This is a genomic window from Caulobacter sp. DMC95 (assembly GCF_056313785.1).
Genome location: NZ_JBQUZP010000005.1, coordinates 99,805 through 117,316, shown reverse-complemented (window position 1 = coordinate 117,316; position 17,512 = coordinate 99,805). Strand labels below are relative to the sequence as shown.

General features: G+C 68.3%; 17 protein-coding genes, 1 tRNA gene and 2 pseudogenes. 10 read left to right on the top strand and 10 right to left on the bottom strand.

The features are described 5' to 3' along the window. Positions 1-13: 13 nt before the first annotated feature. The gene (gene fliP, locus ACT53N_RS13260; RefSeq protein ID WP_476064338.1) at positions 14-814 is read right to left on the bottom strand and encodes a flagellar type III secretion system pore protein FliP; all 801 of its coding nucleotides are present in this window, start codon (positions 812-814) and stop codon (positions 14-16) included. After that, positions 814-1,128: a flagellar biosynthetic protein FliO gene (locus tag ACT53N_RS13255; RefSeq protein WP_476064337.1), complete on the bottom strand. Its 315-nt coding sequence runs from the start codon at positions 1,126-1,128 to the stop codon at positions 814-816. Before ACT53N_RS13255 ends, fliP begins: the two co-directional genes overlap by 1 nt. Positions 1,129-1,242: 114 nt before the next feature. Here ACT53N_RS13255 and flgB point away from each other — a divergent pair, with 114 nt between their 5' ends. From flgB to ACT53N_RS13235, 4 genes are all read left to right on the top strand, one after another. Next, positions 1,243-1,686 (top strand): flagellar basal body rod protein FlgB, encoded by a 444-nt coding sequence (gene flgB / locus ACT53N_RS13250; protein WP_476064336.1) that lies wholly within the window; start codon positions 1,243-1,245, stop codon positions 1,684-1,686. 12 nt (positions 1,687-1,698) lie between these two features. Further along, positions 1,699-2,118: a flagellar basal body rod protein FlgC gene (gene flgC / locus ACT53N_RS13245; RefSeq protein ID WP_476064335.1), complete on the top strand. Its 420-nt coding sequence runs from the start codon at positions 1,699-1,701 to the stop codon at positions 2,116-2,118. 10 nt (positions 2,119-2,128) lie between these two features. Beyond that, positions 2,129-2,440 (top strand): flagellar hook-basal body complex protein FliE, encoded by a 312-nt coding sequence (fliE, locus tag ACT53N_RS13240; protein WP_010918839.1) that lies wholly within the window; start codon positions 2,129-2,131, stop codon positions 2,438-2,440. A gap of 74 nt (positions 2,441-2,514) precedes the next feature. Continuing rightward, positions 2,515-4,317 (top strand): caspase family protein, encoded by a 1,803-nt coding sequence (locus tag ACT53N_RS13235; protein ID WP_476064334.1) that lies wholly within the window; start codon positions 2,515-2,517, stop codon positions 4,315-4,317. A gap of 98 nt (positions 4,318-4,415) precedes the next feature. Here ACT53N_RS13235 and ACT53N_RS13230 read toward each other — a convergent pair whose 3' ends face one another. The 3 genes and pseudogenes from ACT53N_RS13230 to hutG all read right to left on the bottom strand — a co-directional run. Continuing rightward, complete coding sequence (locus tag ACT53N_RS13230) at positions 4,416-4,583, bottom strand: hypothetical protein (RefSeq protein WP_476064333.1); 168 nt, start codon at positions 4,581-4,583, stop codon at positions 4,416-4,418. Between the two features lie 136 nt (positions 4,584-4,719). Beyond that, positions 4,720-6,384, bottom strand: a complete 1,665-nt coding sequence (gene hutU, locus ACT53N_RS13225) for a urocanate hydratase (protein ID WP_476064332.1) — start codon at positions 6,382-6,384, stop codon at positions 4,720-4,722. 149 nt (positions 6,385-6,533) lie between these two features. Then, positions 6,534-7,334 (bottom strand): annotated as a pseudogene (gene hutG / locus ACT53N_RS13220) (N-formylglutamate deformylase); the annotation flags it as partial. On the opposite strand from hutG, the pseudogene ACT53N_RS13215 reads away from it, so the two are divergent. After that, positions 7,331-7,438: pseudogene (locus ACT53N_RS13215) on the top strand (hypothetical protein); the annotation flags it as partial. The pseudogenes hutG and ACT53N_RS13215 sit on opposite strands and share 4 nt — an antisense overlap. A gap of 20 nt (positions 7,439-7,458) precedes the next feature. On the opposite strand, the gene hutH reads toward ACT53N_RS13215, so the two are convergent. Both hutH and hutI read right to left on the bottom strand, forming a co-directional pair. Beyond that, on the bottom strand, positions 7,459-8,997 hold the full coding sequence (gene hutH, locus ACT53N_RS13210; protein ID WP_476064331.1) for a histidine ammonia-lyase: 1,539 nt from the start codon (positions 8,995-8,997) through the stop codon (positions 7,459-7,461). Then, positions 8,982-10,187 (bottom strand): imidazolonepropionase, encoded by a 1,206-nt coding sequence (hutI, locus tag ACT53N_RS13205; RefSeq protein WP_476064330.1) that lies wholly within the window; start codon positions 10,185-10,187, stop codon positions 8,982-8,984. Before hutI ends, hutH begins: the two co-directional genes overlap by 16 nt. 84 nt (positions 10,188-10,271) lie before the next feature. Here hutI and ACT53N_RS13200 point away from each other — a divergent pair, with 84 nt between their 5' ends. The 3 genes from ACT53N_RS13200 to ACT53N_RS13190 all read left to right on the top strand — a co-directional run bounded on the left by ACT53N_RS13200 (position 10,272) and on the right by ACT53N_RS13190 (position 13,614). Beyond that, on the top strand, positions 10,272-11,651 hold the full coding sequence (locus ACT53N_RS13200) for a formimidoylglutamate deiminase (protein ID WP_476064329.1): 1,380 nt from the start codon (positions 10,272-10,274) through the stop codon (positions 11,649-11,651). After that, a complete protein-coding gene (gene hutC, locus ACT53N_RS13195; RefSeq protein WP_476064328.1) occupies positions 11,648-12,355 on the top strand; it encodes a histidine utilization repressor in 708 nt (235 codons plus the stop codon). Before ACT53N_RS13200 ends, hutC begins: the two co-directional genes overlap by 4 nt. Positions 12,356-12,513: 158 nt before the next feature. Beyond that, the gene (locus tag ACT53N_RS13190) at positions 12,514-13,614 is read left to right on the top strand and encodes a hypothetical protein (protein WP_476064327.1); all 1,101 of its coding nucleotides are present in this window, start codon (positions 12,514-12,516) and stop codon (positions 13,612-13,614) included. A gap of 96 nt (positions 13,615-13,710) precedes the next feature. Here the strand turns inward: ACT53N_RS13190 and ACT53N_RS13185 are convergent, their stop codons facing one another. From ACT53N_RS13185 to ybaK, 3 genes are all read right to left on the bottom strand, one after another. Further along, entirely contained in the window at positions 13,711-14,124 is a 414-nt protein-coding gene (locus tag ACT53N_RS13185) for a GFA family protein (RefSeq protein WP_476064326.1), read from the bottom strand. Between the two features lie 39 nt (positions 14,125-14,163). After that, a tRNA-Met gene (locus ACT53N_RS13180) sits at positions 14,164-14,240 on the bottom strand. A 55-nt stretch (positions 14,241-14,295) separates the two neighbouring features. Further along, the gene (gene ybaK / locus ACT53N_RS13175) at positions 14,296-14,772 is read right to left on the bottom strand and encodes a Cys-tRNA(Pro) deacylase (RefSeq protein ID WP_476064325.1); all 477 of its coding nucleotides are present in this window, start codon (positions 14,770-14,772) and stop codon (positions 14,296-14,298) included. A gap of 48 nt (positions 14,773-14,820) precedes the next feature. Between ybaK and ACT53N_RS13170 the strand changes: the two genes are divergently transcribed. Then, positions 14,821-16,503 carry a copper resistance system multicopper oxidase gene (locus ACT53N_RS13170; protein WP_476064324.1) on the top strand — a complete coding sequence of 561 codons (1,683 nt, stop codon included), beginning with the start codon at positions 14,821-14,823 and terminating at the stop codon, positions 16,501-16,503. Then, entirely contained in the window at positions 16,500-17,435 is a 936-nt protein-coding gene (locus ACT53N_RS13165) for a copper resistance protein B (RefSeq protein WP_476064323.1), read from the top strand. Before ACT53N_RS13170 ends, ACT53N_RS13165 begins: the two co-directional genes overlap by 4 nt. The last annotated feature ends 77 nt before the right edge of the window (positions 17,436-17,512 follow it).

Genomic DNA, 17,512 nt, shown 5'->3' with positions numbered 1-17,512 from the left:
GTCTTCTGAAGGTTTATCCGGCGCCGCCGCGCTGGAAGCTTTCGACAAGGCTGCCCGCCACCAGTCTCCAGCCGTCCACAAGCACGAAGAAGATCAGCTTGAAGGGCAAACTGATCGAGGCTGGCGGCAGCATCATCATACCCATGCTCATCAGCACGCTGGCCACGACCAGGTCGATGACCAGGAACGGGATGAACAACAGAAAGCCGATCTCGAAGGCGCGCTTCAGTTCCGAGATCATGAAGGCGGGCGTGACGACCTTGAGCGGGGTTTCCTCGGCCGTCTTCGGCTGCGGGATCTTGGACAGGCGGACGAACAGCGCCAGGTCTTCGCGGTCCACCTGGCTCAGCATGAACTGCTTCACCGGTCCGCCCGCCGCCTCGAACGCCTCCGGCAGCTCCATCTGCTGGTCCAGAAGCGGCTTGATGCCGGCGTCGTAGGAGCGCTCGAAGGTCGGGCCCATGACGATGGCGGTCAGGAACAGCGCCAGGCTGATGATCACCGGGTTAGGCGGGCTTTGCTGCACGCCGATGGCGGTGCGCAGGAGGCCCAGGACTACCACGATACGGATGAACGAGGTGGTCATGATCACGATCGACGGCGCCAGCGACAGCACCGTCATCAGGCCGACCAACTGGACGACCCGCTCGGTCAGGCCCGCGCCCGTGCCGAGGTTGATGTTCACCGCCGACTGGGCCAGGGCCGCCGCCGGCATGATCGCGCAGGCGATGGCCGCTAGAACCGAGATGATCGCCGCGCGGCGCAGGTCTTCGGCCTTGGCGCCGGTCACGGATTTGATGAGGTCGCGGATCATCAGGCCACGGGCTCCGGTTCGGCGACGGGGGAGAGGGCGGCGGCCGGAGCCGGGCCCCTGGGCGTCCAGTCCAGCAGCCTGCCTTCGCCCAGCAGCACCAGCCGCTCCTCGCCGTCCAGGCTGACCACCACAAGGCGGCGGGTCGGATCCAGAGCCAGGCTTTCGACGACCTTCAGACGACGCTCCTGACGCGCGGCGATGGCGCGGCCGATGGCGTCGGGGCCGTATTTGCGCAGCGCCCAGGCCGCCAGGCCGATCAGGCCAAGCGTAAACGCCAGGGCCGCCAGGGCGCGGATGAATTCGATGACGTCCATGGGCTCGGGGCCGTTCTCGGCGAGACAACTTGGCGCAGGGAAACGCCCCTACGAACCCTTGTGTGCCTGAGGCTTCTTAATGCCGGATTAACCCTGTTTCTTCACCATGTTCGCATGGGTCCGGACGACATCCCTCTCTTTGGCATGCTCAAGAGCCGCCTCGGTTATCTGACCGAGCGCCAGAAGCTTGTCGCCCAGAACGTGGCCAACTCGGACACCCCGGGCTATCGGCCCAGCGACCTGAAGCCGTTCAGCTTCCAGGCCTCGCTGATGAATCACGCGGCGGGGCCAGTCTATCGCGGCGGCCGGGCGGCGCCGACCTCCGGCGTCACCATGATCGCCACCGCTCCGACGCATCAGGGGCGACCCAACGCCCCCAGCGCCTGGCGGGCCACGGCGGGCGCGGACTCCGAGACGACGCTAGACGGCAACGCGGTCTCGCTCGAAGACCAGATGCTGAAGATGACCGACGCGCGGATGAACTACGACGCGGCGATCAGCTTCTACCAGAAATCGATGACCATGCTCCGCATGGCCGCTCGCAAGCCTTCCGGCTGAGGACTCTAGGCGATGCCCGAGATCAAGTCCCAATCCCTCGCGACCATGGCCGTGGCCTCGTCGGCCCTGCGCGCCCAGCAAGGCCGCATGCGGGTCATCGCCGAGAACATCGCCAACGCCAACTCGACTTCGCGCACGGCCGGCGGCGACCCCTATCGGCGCCAGGTGCCGGTGTTCAAGCCGACCCAGGTCCAAGGCGCCCAGGGCGTGCAGATGCTGCGCGTCGATCCTGACCAGAGCGACTTCAAGACCGAATACGACCCCGGCAACCCGGCCGCCGACGCCAAGGGCTACGTCAAGCTGCCCAACGTAAACACCATGGTCGAGGCGCTGGACATGAAGGAGGCGCAGCGCGCCTACGAAGCCAACCTCAATGTCATCGAGACCGCGCGCGCCATGGAGTCGCGCACCCTCGACATCCTCAAGAAGTAGGGGCTAGGCCATGATCACCGCGCTCGCCGCCGCCAAGGCCTACGCCAATTCCGGCGCCATGTCGGTCGGCTCCATCGGCTCGATCGGCGGCTCGCAAGACAAGGGCGTCGACTTCGGCGACCTCCTGAAGTCCGCCATGGACGGCGCGACCAAGGCCTCGAAAGTCGCCGAGCACAAGATCGCCGCCCAGGTGGCGGGCAAGGCAGAACTGGTCGACGTGGTCACCGCCATCAGCTCGGCCGAAGCCAGCCTGGAAACGGTGATGTCGATCCGCGACCAGGTGATCTCGGCCTATCAGGAAATCATGCGGATGCCGATCTGACGGCTTCCCGCTTGAGTCGCGTAGGCGTCAAATACAGCCTGTGATAACGTTGTTCTCCCAAAGGGAGGGCGACCATGAAGAAGCTCAAGGTGCTCAGCGTCCACGGCCTGGGCGATCAGCGGCAATCCACCTGGAAAGACGATTGGCCCAAGGCCATCCAGGCGGTGTTTCCCGCCGTCGCGGGCCTGGAGCTCGAATTCGAGTTCATCGAGTACGACGACATCTTCGAGGGCGTGAACCTGTCGGCCTGGGAGGTGGCGGGCGCGGTCGCCAAGCTGGCGGCCAGCGGCGTCACCTCGATCTTCAAACGCGAGAAGGGCGTGCTGGGCGACGCGCCCCACACCATCCGCTGGACGGCCGGCTATGTGGTGGCCTGGGTCAATGACGACCGCTTCAAGAAAAAGAGCCGCGCGCGGGTGTTCGAGCGGATCAAGGCGTTCCAGCCGGACCTGATCCTGGCCCACAGCCTGGGCTCCCTGGTCACCTATAACGCCTTTACGCACAAGGATGCGGCCGCGCCCGACGTCGCCCCGCTGCTGGCCAAGGCCACCTACGTGACGTTCGGCTCGCAGATCAACAATCCGTTCGTCGTGGGTAACCTGACCAACGGCCGTGTGCAGGAACTGCCCGTCGCGTTCTGGCATCACCTGTACAATCGCGACGACGACGTCTTCACCGCCCCGATCAAGAACTGGGCGGCGCCGAATTTCCGCCAGACCGACACGCCTTTCGATCTGCCCGGCGTTGGCGATCACGCGGCCGAAGGCTACTTCCAGCACGTCAACACGATCGAGAATGTCTGGCGTCCGATCGGCGCGTTGGCCGTGGGGGCGCGCGAGTTCACCGGATTGTCCGAGCAGGTCTCCGCGCCACCGCCGAACAAGAGCGGCGCGAAGTCGAAAGCCGCCGCGTCCGTCGGACGGGCTCCTCGGCGCAAGGCCCTGCTGGTCGGGATCAACGACTATCCGAACGCCGGCGACCGGTTGGAAGGGTGCGTCAACGACGTCTTCACGATGAGTTCCGTACTGCAGGAATGCGGCTTCCCGGCGGACTCGATCCGCGTGTGCCTCGACGCCCGCGCCACCGCCGAGGGGATCCTCCAGCGGCTGGAATGGCTGATGGACGGTGCGCGCGAGGAAGACGAGCTCGTCTTCTACTACAGCGGCCATGGGGCCCAGGTGCCTGAATACGGCGAGAACTTCGAACCCGACCGCAATGTCGAGGTCTTGGTGCCATGGGACTTCGACTGGACCCCCGAGCGCGCGATCTCGGACGACCAGATCCACTGTCTCTACGCGCAGCTGCCCTATGAGACGCGGCTGGCTATGATCTTCGACTGCTGCCACGCGGGCGGGATCCATCGCAATGGCGGCGCCCGCGCGCGGGGCCTGACCCCGCCTGACGACATCCGTCACCGTGAGCTGCGCTGGGACCTGAAAACCCGGATGTGGGTCCCCCGCGACTTCCGGCGTCAGGGCAAGGGCTTCACGGAGGACGAGGCGCTGGAGACCCGCTATTTCGGCAAGGACGGCGCGACCGAACGGCTGGGGCGGGCGGCCATGCGTCGGACGCTGTCGACCAGGGCGTACGAGGACCGTAAGGCGGGCGATCAGCCGGAGATCCCCGCCGGACCTTATCTGCCTCTGATCATCGAGGCCTGCGGCGAGGGCGAGCTCAGCTACGAATACCGTCACGGCGCCGTCAGCCACGGCGCCTTCACCTACAGCCTGGCCGCGATCCTGCGCGAGAAGAAGAAGATCACCTTCCAGGCCCTGGTCGAGCAGACCGGCGCCCGGCTGAGCGATCTTGGTTACGCGCAGAAGCCGCAGATCCTCGGGCCATCGGCCCAGGTCGGCGCGCTGACGCCCTGGCGATAGCCACCGCCAGCGGGCGACCCACAGGCGAAAAAAATGGGCCGCGTCCTTGCAGATGCGGCCCAAGTCGTCTTCGGGGGAGAAATACGAAACGCTTACGCTCACAAACTCAGGAAAACTTTCGCGGCGGCGAACAGACCGCCCCAGACCACGGCGTTCAGCACCGAAGCCACAAGCACGGCGACGCCGAGCGGCCACTGGCGAGGCTCGCGGCGCCGGGCGCGCTGCGGGCGGGGATCGAACGAACGGGTCTGCGAGGCGACGGTCATGTAACGCTCCTTAACCATGTCCCCATGGTCGAGATTGACTCGGCCCTTGCGAACGGGACGACCTGTCGCGCGCCGCCTTGTCGCACCTTGACCATGGGATCAACGCGTCGGGGCGCGTTTGGTTGAGCGTCCGCGTTCAGAGAATTCCGGGCAGATCCAGGCCCTTCTCTCGCGCACAGTCGCGCGCGATGTCGTAACCCGCGTCGGCGTGGCGCATGACGCCGGTGGCCGGGTCATTCCACAGCACGCGCTCGACGCGCCGGGCGGCGGCCTCGCTCCCGTCGCAGACGATGACCATGCCGGCGTGCTGCGAGAAGCCCATGCCGACCCCGCCGCCGTGATGCAGCGACACCCAGGTGGCGCCCGAGGCGGTGTTCAGCAGCGCGTTCAGCAGCGGCCAGTCCGACACGGCGTCCGAGCCGTCGCGCATGGCCTCGGTCTCGCGATTGGGCGAGGCGACCGAGCCGGAGTCCAGGTGGTCGCGGCCGATGACGATCGGGGCCTTCAGCTCGCCCTTGGCGACCATCTCGTTGAAGGCCAGGCCCAGGCGATGGCGGTCGCCCAGGCCCACCCAGCAGATCCGCGCCGGCAGGCCCTGGAACTTGATCTTCCGACCGGCCATGTCGAGCCAGTTGTGCAGGTGGGGATTGTCCGGGATCAGCTCTTTGACCTTGGCGTCGGTCTTGGCGATGTCTTCGGGATCGCCCGACAGCGCCGCCCAGCGGAACGGTCCGATCCCCCGGCAGAACAGCGGGCGGATATAGGCCGGCACGAAGCCAGGAAAGTCGAAGGCGTTGGTCACGCCTTCCTCCAGCGCCATCTGGCGGATGTTGTTGCCGTAGTCGACGGTGGGCACGCCGGCGGCCTGGAAGTCGAGCATCGCCTTCACATGCGCGGCCATCGAGGCCTTGGCGGCTTCGGCGACCTGCGGCGGGTCCTGGTCGCGCATCGCACGCCAGCGTTCCAGGCTCCAGCCGGCGGGCAGGTAGCCGTTGATCGGGTCATGGGCGCTGGTCTGGTCGGTCAGCAGGTCCGGGCGCACGCCGCGCTTGAAGAGCTCGGGCAAGAGTTCAGCGGCGTTGCCCAGGAGGCCCACCGAGATCGGCGTCTTGGCCGTGCAGGACTCTTCGATCCAGGCCAGTGCCTCGTCGACGCTCTCGGTCGAGCGGTCCAGATAGCCGGTCCGCAGCCGCATCTCGATCGACGAGGGCTGGCACTCGATGGCCAGGCACGAGGCGCCGGCCATCACCGCCGCCAACGGCTGGGCGCCGCCCATGCCGCCCAGGCCCGCCGTCAGCAGCCAGCGCCCCGAGAGGTCGCCGCCATAGTGCTGGCGGCCCATCTCGACGAAGGTCTCGTAGGTGCCCTGCACGATGCCCTGGGCGCCGATATAGATCCACGAGCCGGCGGTCATCTGGCCGTACATGGCCAGGCCCTTGCGATCGAGCTCGTTGAAATGCTCCCAGCTGGCCCAGCGCGGCACGAGGTTGGAATTGGCGATCAGAACGCGCGGCGCGTCGGCGTGGGTGCGGAACACGCCGACCGGCTTGCCGGATTGAACCAGCAGGGTCTCATCATCCTCAAGCCGCCGCAGGGTCTCGACGATCTTGTCGAAGCTCTCCCAGTCGCGGGCCGCGCGGCCGATGCCGCCATAGACCACCAGCTCCTCCGGCCGCTCGGCGACATCGGGGTGCAGGTTGTTCATCAGCATCCGCAGGGCGGCTTCGGTCAGCCAGGACTTGGCGGTGCGCTCAGGGCCCGTGGCGGGGCGGATGACGCGGGTGGTGTCGCGGCGGGTCATGGGATCCTTTCTCCTCGCCCGCGACGCGGGGGAGGTGGCGCGTCGCCGATCGGCGACGTGACGGAGGGGGCGCTTTCGGTCGTGGACGCCCCCTCCACCGCCGTTCGGCGGTCCCCCTCCCCCGCAAGCGGGGGAGGAGGGGAAGAGGCGGCAAATCGGAGACACCCCCGCAGCACATCTTCCAGCACCGCGCGCAGCGGCGCGGCGCGGTCGGCGTGGAAGGGCGTGGGCCAGGTGTCGGGCGTCGGCGGCTCGGCGGGATCATCCATGTAGCCCCGGCAGGCCAGCTCCATCTGGACAGCGTGGACGCCCGTCGCCGGCTGGCCGTAGTGTCGCGTGGTCCAGCCGCCCTTGAAGCGGCCGTTGGTGACGCGGCTGAGGCCGGATGCGTCACAGGCGGCCTCGACAGCGGCGGTCAGGGCGTCGGCGCAGCTTTGGCCGCTGTTGGTCCCGAGGTTGAACTGCGGCAGCTCGCCCTCGAACAGGCGCGGTACGCGTGAGCGGATCGAATGGGCCTCGTACAGCACGACCGTCGGGTGGACCGCGCGCAGGCGCTCGATCTCGGCGCGCAGGGCGGCGTGATAGGGCTCGAAATAGCTGGTCCGCCTGCGATCGATCTCGGCCGCATCCGGTCCGCCGTCGCGATACAGCGGCTCGCCATCGAACGTGGTCGTCGGGCAAAGCTCGGTCGTCGCCTGGCCGGGATAGAGCGAGGCGCCGGACGGGTCGCGATTGACGTCGATCACGGTGCGCGAGATCGCGGTGCGGACGATGGTCGCGCCCATCCCCTCGGCGAAGGCGTAGAGCCGATCGACCCACCAGTCGGCGTCCTTGCGCGCCAGCCAGGGGGAGACGAGGCGCGCCGCGATGTCGGCCGGGATGTCCGTGCCGGTGTGCGGGAGGGAGATGATGAGGGGGGCTTGGCCCCTGGTAACCTGCAACCAATTCATCGCGTCATCCCGGCCGCAGCGAAGCGGAGAGCCGGGACCCAGGGGTCGCCGCAGCGCGGTTGCCCCTGGGTCCCGGATCGGCCTTGCAGGCCGTCCGGGATGACGAGGGAAATTGCGTTGGCCATCAGGCGACCCCCGGCAACGCACCCACTGCGCCGATCACCGCGCCGCTCCGCACCAGGGCGTTGGCCGCTTCCATGTCGGGGTGGAAGTGGCGGTCGTCCGACAGGTGCGGAATCTGGCTCCGCGTCAGCGCCCGCACCGCTTCCAGCGCGGCGCTGGACCGCAGCGGGGCGTGGAAGTCGCAGCCCTGCGCGGCGGCCAGCAGCTCGATCCCCAGGACCGCGTCGGCGTTCTCGACCATGGCCAAGAGGCGCCGTGCGCCGTGGGCGGCCATCGAGACGTGGTCCTCCTGGTTGGCCGAGGTCGGGATTGAGTCGACGCTGGCCGGGTAGGCGCGCTGCTTGTTCTCCGAGACCAGGGCGGCGGCCGTGACCTGAGGGATCATGAAGCCCGAGTTCAGCCCCGGTTTCGGTGTCAGGAACGCCGGCAGGCCCGACAGCGCCGGGTCGACCAGCATGGCGATGCGCCGCTCGGCGATCGAGCCGATCTCGCAGACCGCCAGGGCGATCATGTCGGCGGCGAAGGCCACCGGCTCGGCGTGGAAGTTGCCGCCGGACAGGGCCTCATCCGCTTCCGGGAAGATCAGCGGATTGTCTGAGACCCCGTTGGCCTCGGTCTCCAGCGTGGCGGCCGCTTGCCGCAGAACGTCCAGGGCCGCGCCCATCACCTGCGGCTGGCAGCGCAGGCAGTAGGGGTCCTGGACGCGCTCGTCCTCCTTCAGGTGCGAGGCGCGGATCTCAGACGCGCTCATCAGCGCGCGCAGGGCGGCGGCGGTCTCGATCTGGCCGGCGTGGCGACGCAGGGTGTGAATACGCGGATCGAAGGGAGTGTCCGAGCCTTTGGCGGCTTCGGTCGACAGCGCGCCAGTCACTAGGGCCGACTGGAACAGACGCTCGGCCTCGAACAGACCCGCCAGGGCGTTGGCCGTCGAGAACTGGGTGCCGTTCAGCAGGGCCAGGCCCTCCTTGGGGCCAAGGACCAGGGGCTCGAGTCCCGCCTGCGCCAAGACTTCCGCGGCGGGCAGGCGCTTGCCATCGACGAAGATCTCGCCGACCCCGATCATGGTCGCGGCCATGTGCGACAGCGGGGCCAGATCGCCAGAGGCGCCGACCGAGCCCTGGCAGGGCACCACCGGCGTCAGCCCTTCGACCAGCATCTCTTCCAGCATCCGCACCGTCTCGACCCGCACGCCCGAGGCGCCTTGGGCCAGGCTGGCCAGCTTCAGAGCCATCATCAGCCGGATCACCGGGACCGGCGAGGGCTCGCCGACACCGGCCGCGTGCGACAGGACGATGTTGCGCTGCAGGGTCTCAAGGTCGGCGTCGCCGATCCGGACGCTGGCCAGTTTCCCAAAGCCGGTGTTGATCCCATAGACCGGCTCGCCCTTGGCCAGGATACGCTGCACCGCCGCAGCGCTTTCCGCGATCACCGGCCAAGCCGTCTCGGCCAGCCGCGCGGAGGCCCCGCGATAGATCGCCTTCCATTCGGCCAGCGACACTGCGCCGGGGTTCAGAACAAGCTCGGTCACAGGCCTCTCCACACGCGGGCATGGAGCGGATTGAAGCCCATGCGATAGACAAGTTCGGCGGGACGTTCGATGTCCCAGATGGCGAGATCGCAGGCCTTGCCGGCCTCCAGCGTCCCCCTGTCGGCGAGCAGGCCCAGCGCTCGCGCGGCCTCGCGCGTGACGCCGGCCAAGCACTCCTCGACGGTCATGCGAAACAGGGTCGCGGCCATGTTCATGACCAGGAGCGGCGAGGTCAGCGGCGAGGTGCCGGGATTGCAGTCGGTGGCCAGGGCCATGGGCACGCCCGCCGCGCGCAGGGCCGCGATCGGCGGGGCCTTGTGCTCGCGGGTGAAGTAGTAGGCGCCGGGCAGCAGGGTCGCGACCGTGCCCGAGGCGGCCATGGCGGCGATCCCGGCCTCGTCCAGGTGCTCCAGATGGTCGGCGGACAGGGCGCTGTACTCGGCCGCCAGCGCCGCGCCTGACAGGTTCGACAGCTGCTCGGCGTGCAGCTTGACCGGCAGGCCGTGGGCCCTGGCCGCGTCGAACACCCGGCGGATCTGGTCAGGCGAGAAGCCGATGCCCTCGCAGAACCCGTCCACCGCGTCGGCCAAGCCCCGCGCGGCGATGGCCGGGATCATCGTCTGGCAGACGAGATCGACATAGCCGTCCTTGTCGTCGCGGTACTCGGGCGGCAGGGCGTGGGCGCCGAGGAAGGTGGTGGTGACGGCCACCCGGCGGATGTCGGCGAGCGCCCGGGCGGCGCGCAGGCTCTTGAGCTCGTCGTCCAGCGACAGGCCATAGCCGGACTTGATTTCGACCGTGGTGACGCCCTCGGCCAGCAGGACGTCGAGGCGGGGCAGGGCGGCCTGGATCAGCTCGGCCTCGGACGCGGCGCGGGTGGCGCGCATGGTCGAGACGATGCCGCCGCCGGCGCGGGCGATCTCTTCATACGAGGCGCCGGCCAGGCGCAGCTCGAACTCGTGGGCGCGGTCGCCGGCGAAGACGAGGTGGGTGTGCGGGTCGATCAGGCCGGGCGTGATCCAGCGGCCGTCGACATCGATCGTCTCGGCGGCTTCGAAGGTCGGGGCCTCAGCGGCGGGACCGGCATAGGCGATGCGGCCGTCCAGGCTGGCGACGACGCCGTCCTCGACGACGCCCAGCCCTTCGCGGTCCTGCGCCAGGGTGGCGAGACGGGCGTTGATCCACACCCGATCACAGCGCATGAGCCTGCCTCCGCCAGCACCGCGCGGCCCTTGCGGCGCGCTTCAATATGTATAGACATATTTGCGAACGATGAGGCTTGTCCAGTGACCGACACGCAAATTCCCGAGTCCGTTTCGACCGTGGTCTGGTGCGAGAGCGCGCTGCTGGCGGAAGGCTGGGCCCGGGGCGTCAAGTTCACGATCACCGACGGCCGCATCGCCCGGATCGACACCGACGCCCCGGCCGGCGACGCCCAGCGCCTGGGTCCGGCCCTGCCGGGCCTTGGCAATGTGCATAGCCACGCCTTCCAGCGCGCCATGGCGGGCCTGGCGGAGACGCGCGGCGAAACGGGGGACAACTTCTGGACCTGGCGCGAGGTGATGTACCGCTTCCTTGAGCGCTTGGACCCCGACATGGCCCAGGCCATCGCCGCGATGGGCCAGGTCGAGATGCTGGAGGGCGGGTTCACGCGGGTGGGCGAGTTCCACTACCTACACCACGCCCCCGATGGCGGCTTCTACGACAACCCGGCCGAGATGGCCGCGCGGATGGCCGCGGCGGCCGAGGAGACAGGGATCGGTCTGACCCTGCTGCCGGTGTTCTACGCCCACAGCAATTTCGGCGGCCTGCCGCCGACCGAGGGTCAGAAGCGCTTCATCCACGACGTCGACGGCTTCGCGCGGCTGGTCGAGGCCTGCCGCGGGATCGTCGCGGGCCTGCCCGAGGCGGTGGTCGGCGTCGCGCCGCACAGCCTGCGCGCGGTGACCGGCGAGGAGCTCGACGCGATCCTCCCGCTCGCCGCCAGTGGGCCGATCCACATGCACGTCGCCGAGCAAACCAAGGAGGTCGACGACTGCCTGGCCGCCACCGGCCAGCGCCCCGTGCGCTGGCTGATGAACCACACCGAGGTCGACAAGCGCTGGTGCCTGATCCACGCAACCCACATCAACGCTACCGAGACCGAGCGGCTGGCCAAGAGCGGCGCGGCGGCGGGCCTGTGTCCGGTGACGGAAGCCAATCTGGGCGACGGGATTTTCCCGACCCCGGACTATCTGGCCGCTGGCGGACGCTTCGGAATCGGCACCGACTCCAACATCGTGATCGACGCCGCTCAGGAACTCCGAACCCTGGAGTACGCCCAGCGCCTGTCGCGCCGGGCGCGTAACGTGCTGGCGGGCGGTCCGCGCCGCGCCACCGGCGGCGACCTCTGGCGCGCGGCGGCGCTGGGCGGCGCCCAAGCGCTTGGTGCGGGACGGGGCGAATTGCGGCGTGGCGCGCCGGCCGACTTCGTCACGCTGGACACCCATCACCCGAACCTCGTCGGCCGCACGGGCGACACCCTGATCGACAGCCTGGTCTTCGCCGGCGGCGGGATCGACACGGTCTGGCGTCACGGTCGGCGACTGGTGTCGGGCGGCCGCCACCACGCCCGCGAGGTGATCGCCACGCGCTACGTCGAGACCCTGAAGGCCCTGCTGGCGTGACCGGACCGCTGCACCAGCGCATCCGCGCCGACATCGAGGCCCGCATCCGCTCCGGCGAATGGACGCCCGGACACCGCGCCCCCACCGAGGCCGAGCTGATGGAGGCCTATGGCTGCTCGCGGATGACGGTGAACAAGGCGATGATCGCCCTGGTCGAGGCCGGCCTGATCGTGCGCCGCAAGCGGGCCGGCTCGTTCGTGGCCAGGCCCCGCGTCCACGCCCCGGTGCTCAACATCCCCGACATCCAGTCCGAGATCGTCGCACGCGGCGAGACCTACGGCTTCCGACTGTTTTCGCGGACCGTGCGGCTCCCTGATCGCGACAGCCCCGAGGAGGTCGAACTGGCGGCGGGCGGCAAGCTGCTGGCTTTGGATGGGGTGCATGACGCAGGCGGCCGGCCGTTCGCCCTGGAGCGCCGCCTCGTCTCTCTGAAGGCGGTTCCCGAGATCGCGGAGACTGATTTCGCGCAGACGCCGCCAGGGGCCTGGCTCCTGGAGCACGTCGCCTGGACCGAGGCCGAGAGCCGCATCAGCGCCGTCAACGCCGACGCCGAAGACGCTCAACTGCTAGGCTTGGACGAGGGCGCGGCCTGCCTCGTCGTCGACCGCCGCACCTGGCGCGAGGGCCAGCACGTGACGCGTGTCCGCCAAACCTTCCCCGGCGAGGCCTACGACCTAGTGGCGCGGTTCGGGCCCCAGCGTTAGTCGGCTCACGGCCCTATCGGACAATTCCCGAAGGTTGAGTTCGCGCCACCATCCCCTGTTCCGGGGATGTCGGCCCAGGCGCTTCAAATCCTAGAACGATGTTCAGGGACCAGGGCGTGGCGCGTGGTGCGGCGGGAGGGTCCCGGAGGGATTCCCACATGGCCGAGCCGACACTTCGTGATTTCCAATTCCTGATTCAGCTGGTGGACAGCGGCATCATCCAGGCCACTTTCAAGTTCAGCGAGCTGCGCGTGCTCTTCAAGTCGCTGGGCATGCTGACGCCTGAGGTCGATGCTGCGCTGGCGATCGTTGAGGCCAATCCGGTCTTGGTCGACATCGGCATCCAGACCTTCAAGGAAGCTCTGGCCAAGTATCCGCTGGATACGCCGTTGAGCGTCGTCTTCGGCGGCGGCTCGGGCGGAAGCACGGGTGGCACGGGCACGGTGGGCACGCCCTTGATCCTGACCAAGGAGAAGATCGAGGAGATCTATCAGGCGCTGTCGGGCGTCTCGGCGACGTCGTCCAAGGCGCTGTCGGAGTATCTGACCGGCCCCAACGGCGAGAAGGTGCTCAACACGCTCTACAGCGAGATGAAGCTTCTGGCCCAGCTGCAGGCCGATGTTGCGGCCGGCAAGATAACCCAGGCGGTGTTCCTCGACAAGCTGGTCAGCTTCTCGGCCGACACTTCGGCCTTGGCCCTGCAGGCGGTGAACTTCTTCACCGGCCGCACGCCCACCCAGGCGGCGCTGAACGAGCTGATCGACAGCGCGACCAACACCACAGACCTGACCGACTTCGCCTATGCGATCTACAACACCGAGAACAAGTACATCGAGTTCGCGGTGAACCAGGCGATGAGCGGCACCGGCGCGGCGACCTTCAAGGCCGCCTATGACGCGCTCGGCTTCCGCGAGGCGGTGACCAAGATGTACGACGCCATCATCGGCAATTCAAAGGCTGCAGCCGCCGGGGTGAATGTGACCGCGGCGATCGACTACATCGTCGGCCAGCAGAAATACTTCGAAGCCTATGGTCACGACGCGCTGGGCTCCAAGGCCGCCGTGGCGGGGTTCCTCATGGCCAAGGGGCTTGAGGTGGGCGTCGGCGTCTACGCTGAGGCGGTGAAAGCGTTCTTTGGCAAGGCTTACAGCGGCACGGCGGTCTATGGCGCTGAGCTGGTGGGCCCGGCCAAGTCGGCGATGGAGGTCGCCCTGATCGGCCAGGCGCCCGACCACTACGACCCCGGCATGCCCTTCTAGAGCATTTTCCGACGAAGTGGATCCGGTTCGTCGTCAGAAAATGCGTTAATACAAAGGGCTAGAGCATTTTCCGATCCAAATAGATCGGAAAATGCTCTAGCCGGGCATCGTCTCGAAGCGCTCGAGCCCTTCTGGCGGGACCACCCAGCCGGGGCGGTCCCGCTCAAACAGAAGCATGGCGGGCCTGAACAGCGACGGATCATCAAGGCTGCCGGCGTAGATCGTGTGGCTGTCCGTCAGCCCGTGTTCGCCGCCGAACACGAGGCCTCCGCAAGTGGGGCAAGAGTTGCGCGTCGACTCGCCCCCGCGCAGCGCAAGGCAGCGATACTGCCGGGTCGGCCCGGTGATCGTCAGGGCCTCGGCCGCAAAGCCCATGAACGGGATGAAGCCTGAGCCAGAGGCCTTGCGGCAGTCGGCGCAGCAGCACAGGCCCATATAGTCGGGCGCCCGATCAGCCTCCCAGCGCAGGGCGCCGCACAGGCATCCGCCTTTGAAGATCTTGGTGGTCATGGGCGGAGTAGGCCCCGACGCTCGGGGGCGGTCAATTCCTGGTGGCGGGGGGCGGGATCGAACCGCCGACCTGTGGGTTATGAATCCACCGCTCTAACCATCTGAGCTACCCAGCCAGACCAGGAGGCGCGGCTTATAGGCCAGGAGCGGGCGGTATTTCAAGCGCCTGCGCTATTCCGCAACAATTGCGGCCGTCACAGCGCCAAGCGCCTTCACCGCATCCGCCGGCGCGAGCCGCACTTGCAGGCCCCGCTGACCGCCGTTGATGAAGACGTACGGCTCGGCCAGGGCGGCTTCTTCCAGCACCGTGGGCAGGCGCTTCTTCTGGCCGAAGGGGCTGACGCCGCCGACCTTGTAGCCGGTGATCCGCTCGGCGTCGGGCACGGGGGCCATGGCGGCGGACTTGCCCTTCAGGGCGGCGGCCAGCTTCTTCATGCTGACCTCCTGGTCGGAGGGCAGGATGGCGCAGGCGGGCTTGCCGTCCAGCATGACGATCAGGGTCTTGAGCACCCGGCGGGGGTCTTCGCCCAGGGCCTCGGCGGCCTGCAGGCCCACGCGCTCTGATCCAGGGTCGTAGTCGTACGTATGGAGATCGAAAGCGACTCCGGCCTTGGTCAGGGCGATCGTGGCGGGGGTGCTCTTGGACATGGCTCGCGTGATATCCAAGTGGTGTCTGTGTTGGAATACGGATCGGCGATGACGGCTTTTGATCGACGCACTTTGCTGCAGGGCGCCCTGTCCTTGGGCGCGGCGGGCCTGCTTCCGGGCTGGGCGATGGCGCGCGAAGGCGAGCGCTCGCCGCCGGCCCTGAGCGGCGAGGAGATCAAGCTGACGGTCGGCCACACGATGGCGAAGATCGACGGCAAGACCGGCCACGCCGTGACTGTCAACGGCGCTATCCCCGGGCCGCTGATCCGGTTGAAGGAAGGCCAGACCGTCAAGCTGTCGGTGACCAACACCCTGGATGAGGACACCTCCATCCACTGGCATGGCCTCTTGGTGCCGTTCCAGATGGACGGCGTGCCGGGTGTCAGCTTCCCGGGCATCAAGCCCGGCGAGACCTTCACCTATGAATTTCCCATCCGCCAGTCGGGCACCTACTGGTGGCACAGCCATTCGGGCCTACAGGAGCAGATGGGTCACTATGGGCCAATGATCATCGACCCGGCCGGCGAGGACCCGGTCGCCTATGATCGCGAACATGTGGTCGTGCTGTCGGACTGGAGCTTCCTGCATCCGCACGAACTGTTCCGGAAGCTGAAGGTCAGCCCCGGTCACTTCAATATGCAGAAGCAGACCGTCGCCGGGCTGCTGAAGGGCCAGGATCAGTCGCTGAAGGACCGGCTGGAGTGGGGCAAGATGCGCATGGACCCCACGGACATCGCCGACGTCACGGGCGCGGTCTACACCTACCTGATGAATGGCCACGGACCGGGCGACAACTGGACGGGCCTGTTCGCGCCAGGCGAGCGTGTGCGGCTGCGCTTCATCAACGCCGGGGCCATGACCATCTTCAACGTCCGCATCCCGGGCCTGTCGCTCGAGGTGGTGGGAACCGACGGCCAGCTGGTTTCGCCGGTGGCCGTGGACGAGTTCCAGATCGCCCCCGCCGAGACCTTCGACGTCATCGTACGGCCCAACAAGGACAAGGCCTTCACCCTGGTGGCCGAGGCCTCTGACCGGTCGGGGATGGCGCGCGGGACCCTGGCGCCGCGCCTGGGCATGACCGCCGCCGTCCCGCCGCTGCGCCAGCGCCCGGTGGCGTCGATGAAGGACATGGGCATGGGGAACATGCACCACGGGATGGACATGCCGGGCATGGACATGTCGATGCGGGCCCAGTCCAACGCGCCGAACGTGCCGCTGACGCCGGGCGTGCAGACCATCTCGCCGATGCCGATGGACCGCATGGCCGAGCCGCCCCAGGGCCTCGAGGACGCGGGCCATCGGGTGCTGACCTATGCGGACCTCGCCAGCCTCTATCCGCCCAAGGATCCTCGTCCGCCGGGCCGGACGATCGAGATCCACCTGACCGGCAACATGGAGCGCTTCATGTGGGCGTTCGACGGCGAGGCGTTCGGGCCGATCAAGAAGCCCATCGCCTTCCAGCGGGACGAGCGCGCGCGGGTGGTGCTGATCAACGACACCATGATGGCCCACCCGATCCACCTGCACGGCCACTTCTTCGAGCTGGTCAACGGCCAGGAACGCCAGCCCCTGAAGCATACGGTCAATGTCGCCCCGGGCGGCAAGGTCGCCTTCGACCTGACCGCCGATGAGCCCGGCGACTGGGCCTTCCACTGCCACCTGCTGCTGCACATGCACGCGGGGATGTTCAACGTCGTCACCGTGCGGCCGCTCGATGGGGCCGCCGCGTGATCGTCGACTTGCAGCACGAGCATCATCACCACGCCCCGGCCGCAGCCGTAAGCGCCCCTGCGCCCAAGGCGGTCGACCCGCACGCCGGTCATCGCATGCCGACCGCTCAGCCGGCGGCGGCCGATCCGCATGCGGGCCACCACATGCATGGGGCGGCGCCCCAGGCGGCGCCGGCGGCGGATCCACACGCCGGTCACCACATGCACCATGCGGCGCCGACCGCGCCTGCCTCGGCGAGCGCGGCCCCGCCTCCGCCGATTCCCACCGACTACGCCGCCGAGCGCTTCTACAGCCCGGCCGTGATGGCCGCCGCCCGCGCCCAACTGATGAAGGAGCACGGCGGCGGGACCGCCTGGGTGGTGCGCGCCGAGGTGGCCGAGCATCGGTTCCGGAACGGCGACGACGCCCAGGCCTTCGAAGGCCAGGCCTGGTGGGGCACGGACGCCACCAAGTGGGTGGTCAAGGCGCGCGGGGAGCGCGTGGATGGCCACGGCTGGGAGAAGGCCGAGGTCGAGGGGCTGAAGGCCTGGCCGATCGGTCCCTATTTCGACCTGCAGGCGGGGGTGCGCTACGACCTCGCGCCGAAGGGGCGCAGCTACGCGACCGCCGGCTTCGAGGGGCTCGCGCCCTATTGGTTCGAGCTGCACGGCGCGGCCTATGTCTCGGATCGCGGCGACGTCTCGGCCCGGGCCGAGGCGTCCTATGACCTGCGCTTCACCCAGAAGCTGATCCTGCAGCCGCGCCTGGAGGCCGATCTGGCCGAAGCGGGCGCGGGGCGGCTCGAGGGCGGTCTGCGCCTGCGCTACGAGATCAAACGCGAGTTCGCGCCCTATGTCGGCGTGGTGCGCGAGCGCGCATTCGGGCCCGCCCGGGAGGCCGGCGAGCGCGCGGGCGCCACGGCGGTGGTGATCGGCGTCAGCGCCTGGCGATAGGCGACGGCTCCCTCCCGTAAGGGATAGCTTGCCGTCAGGGTAAACCTGTCCCAACATCTGTTTGACCGGACGCAGAG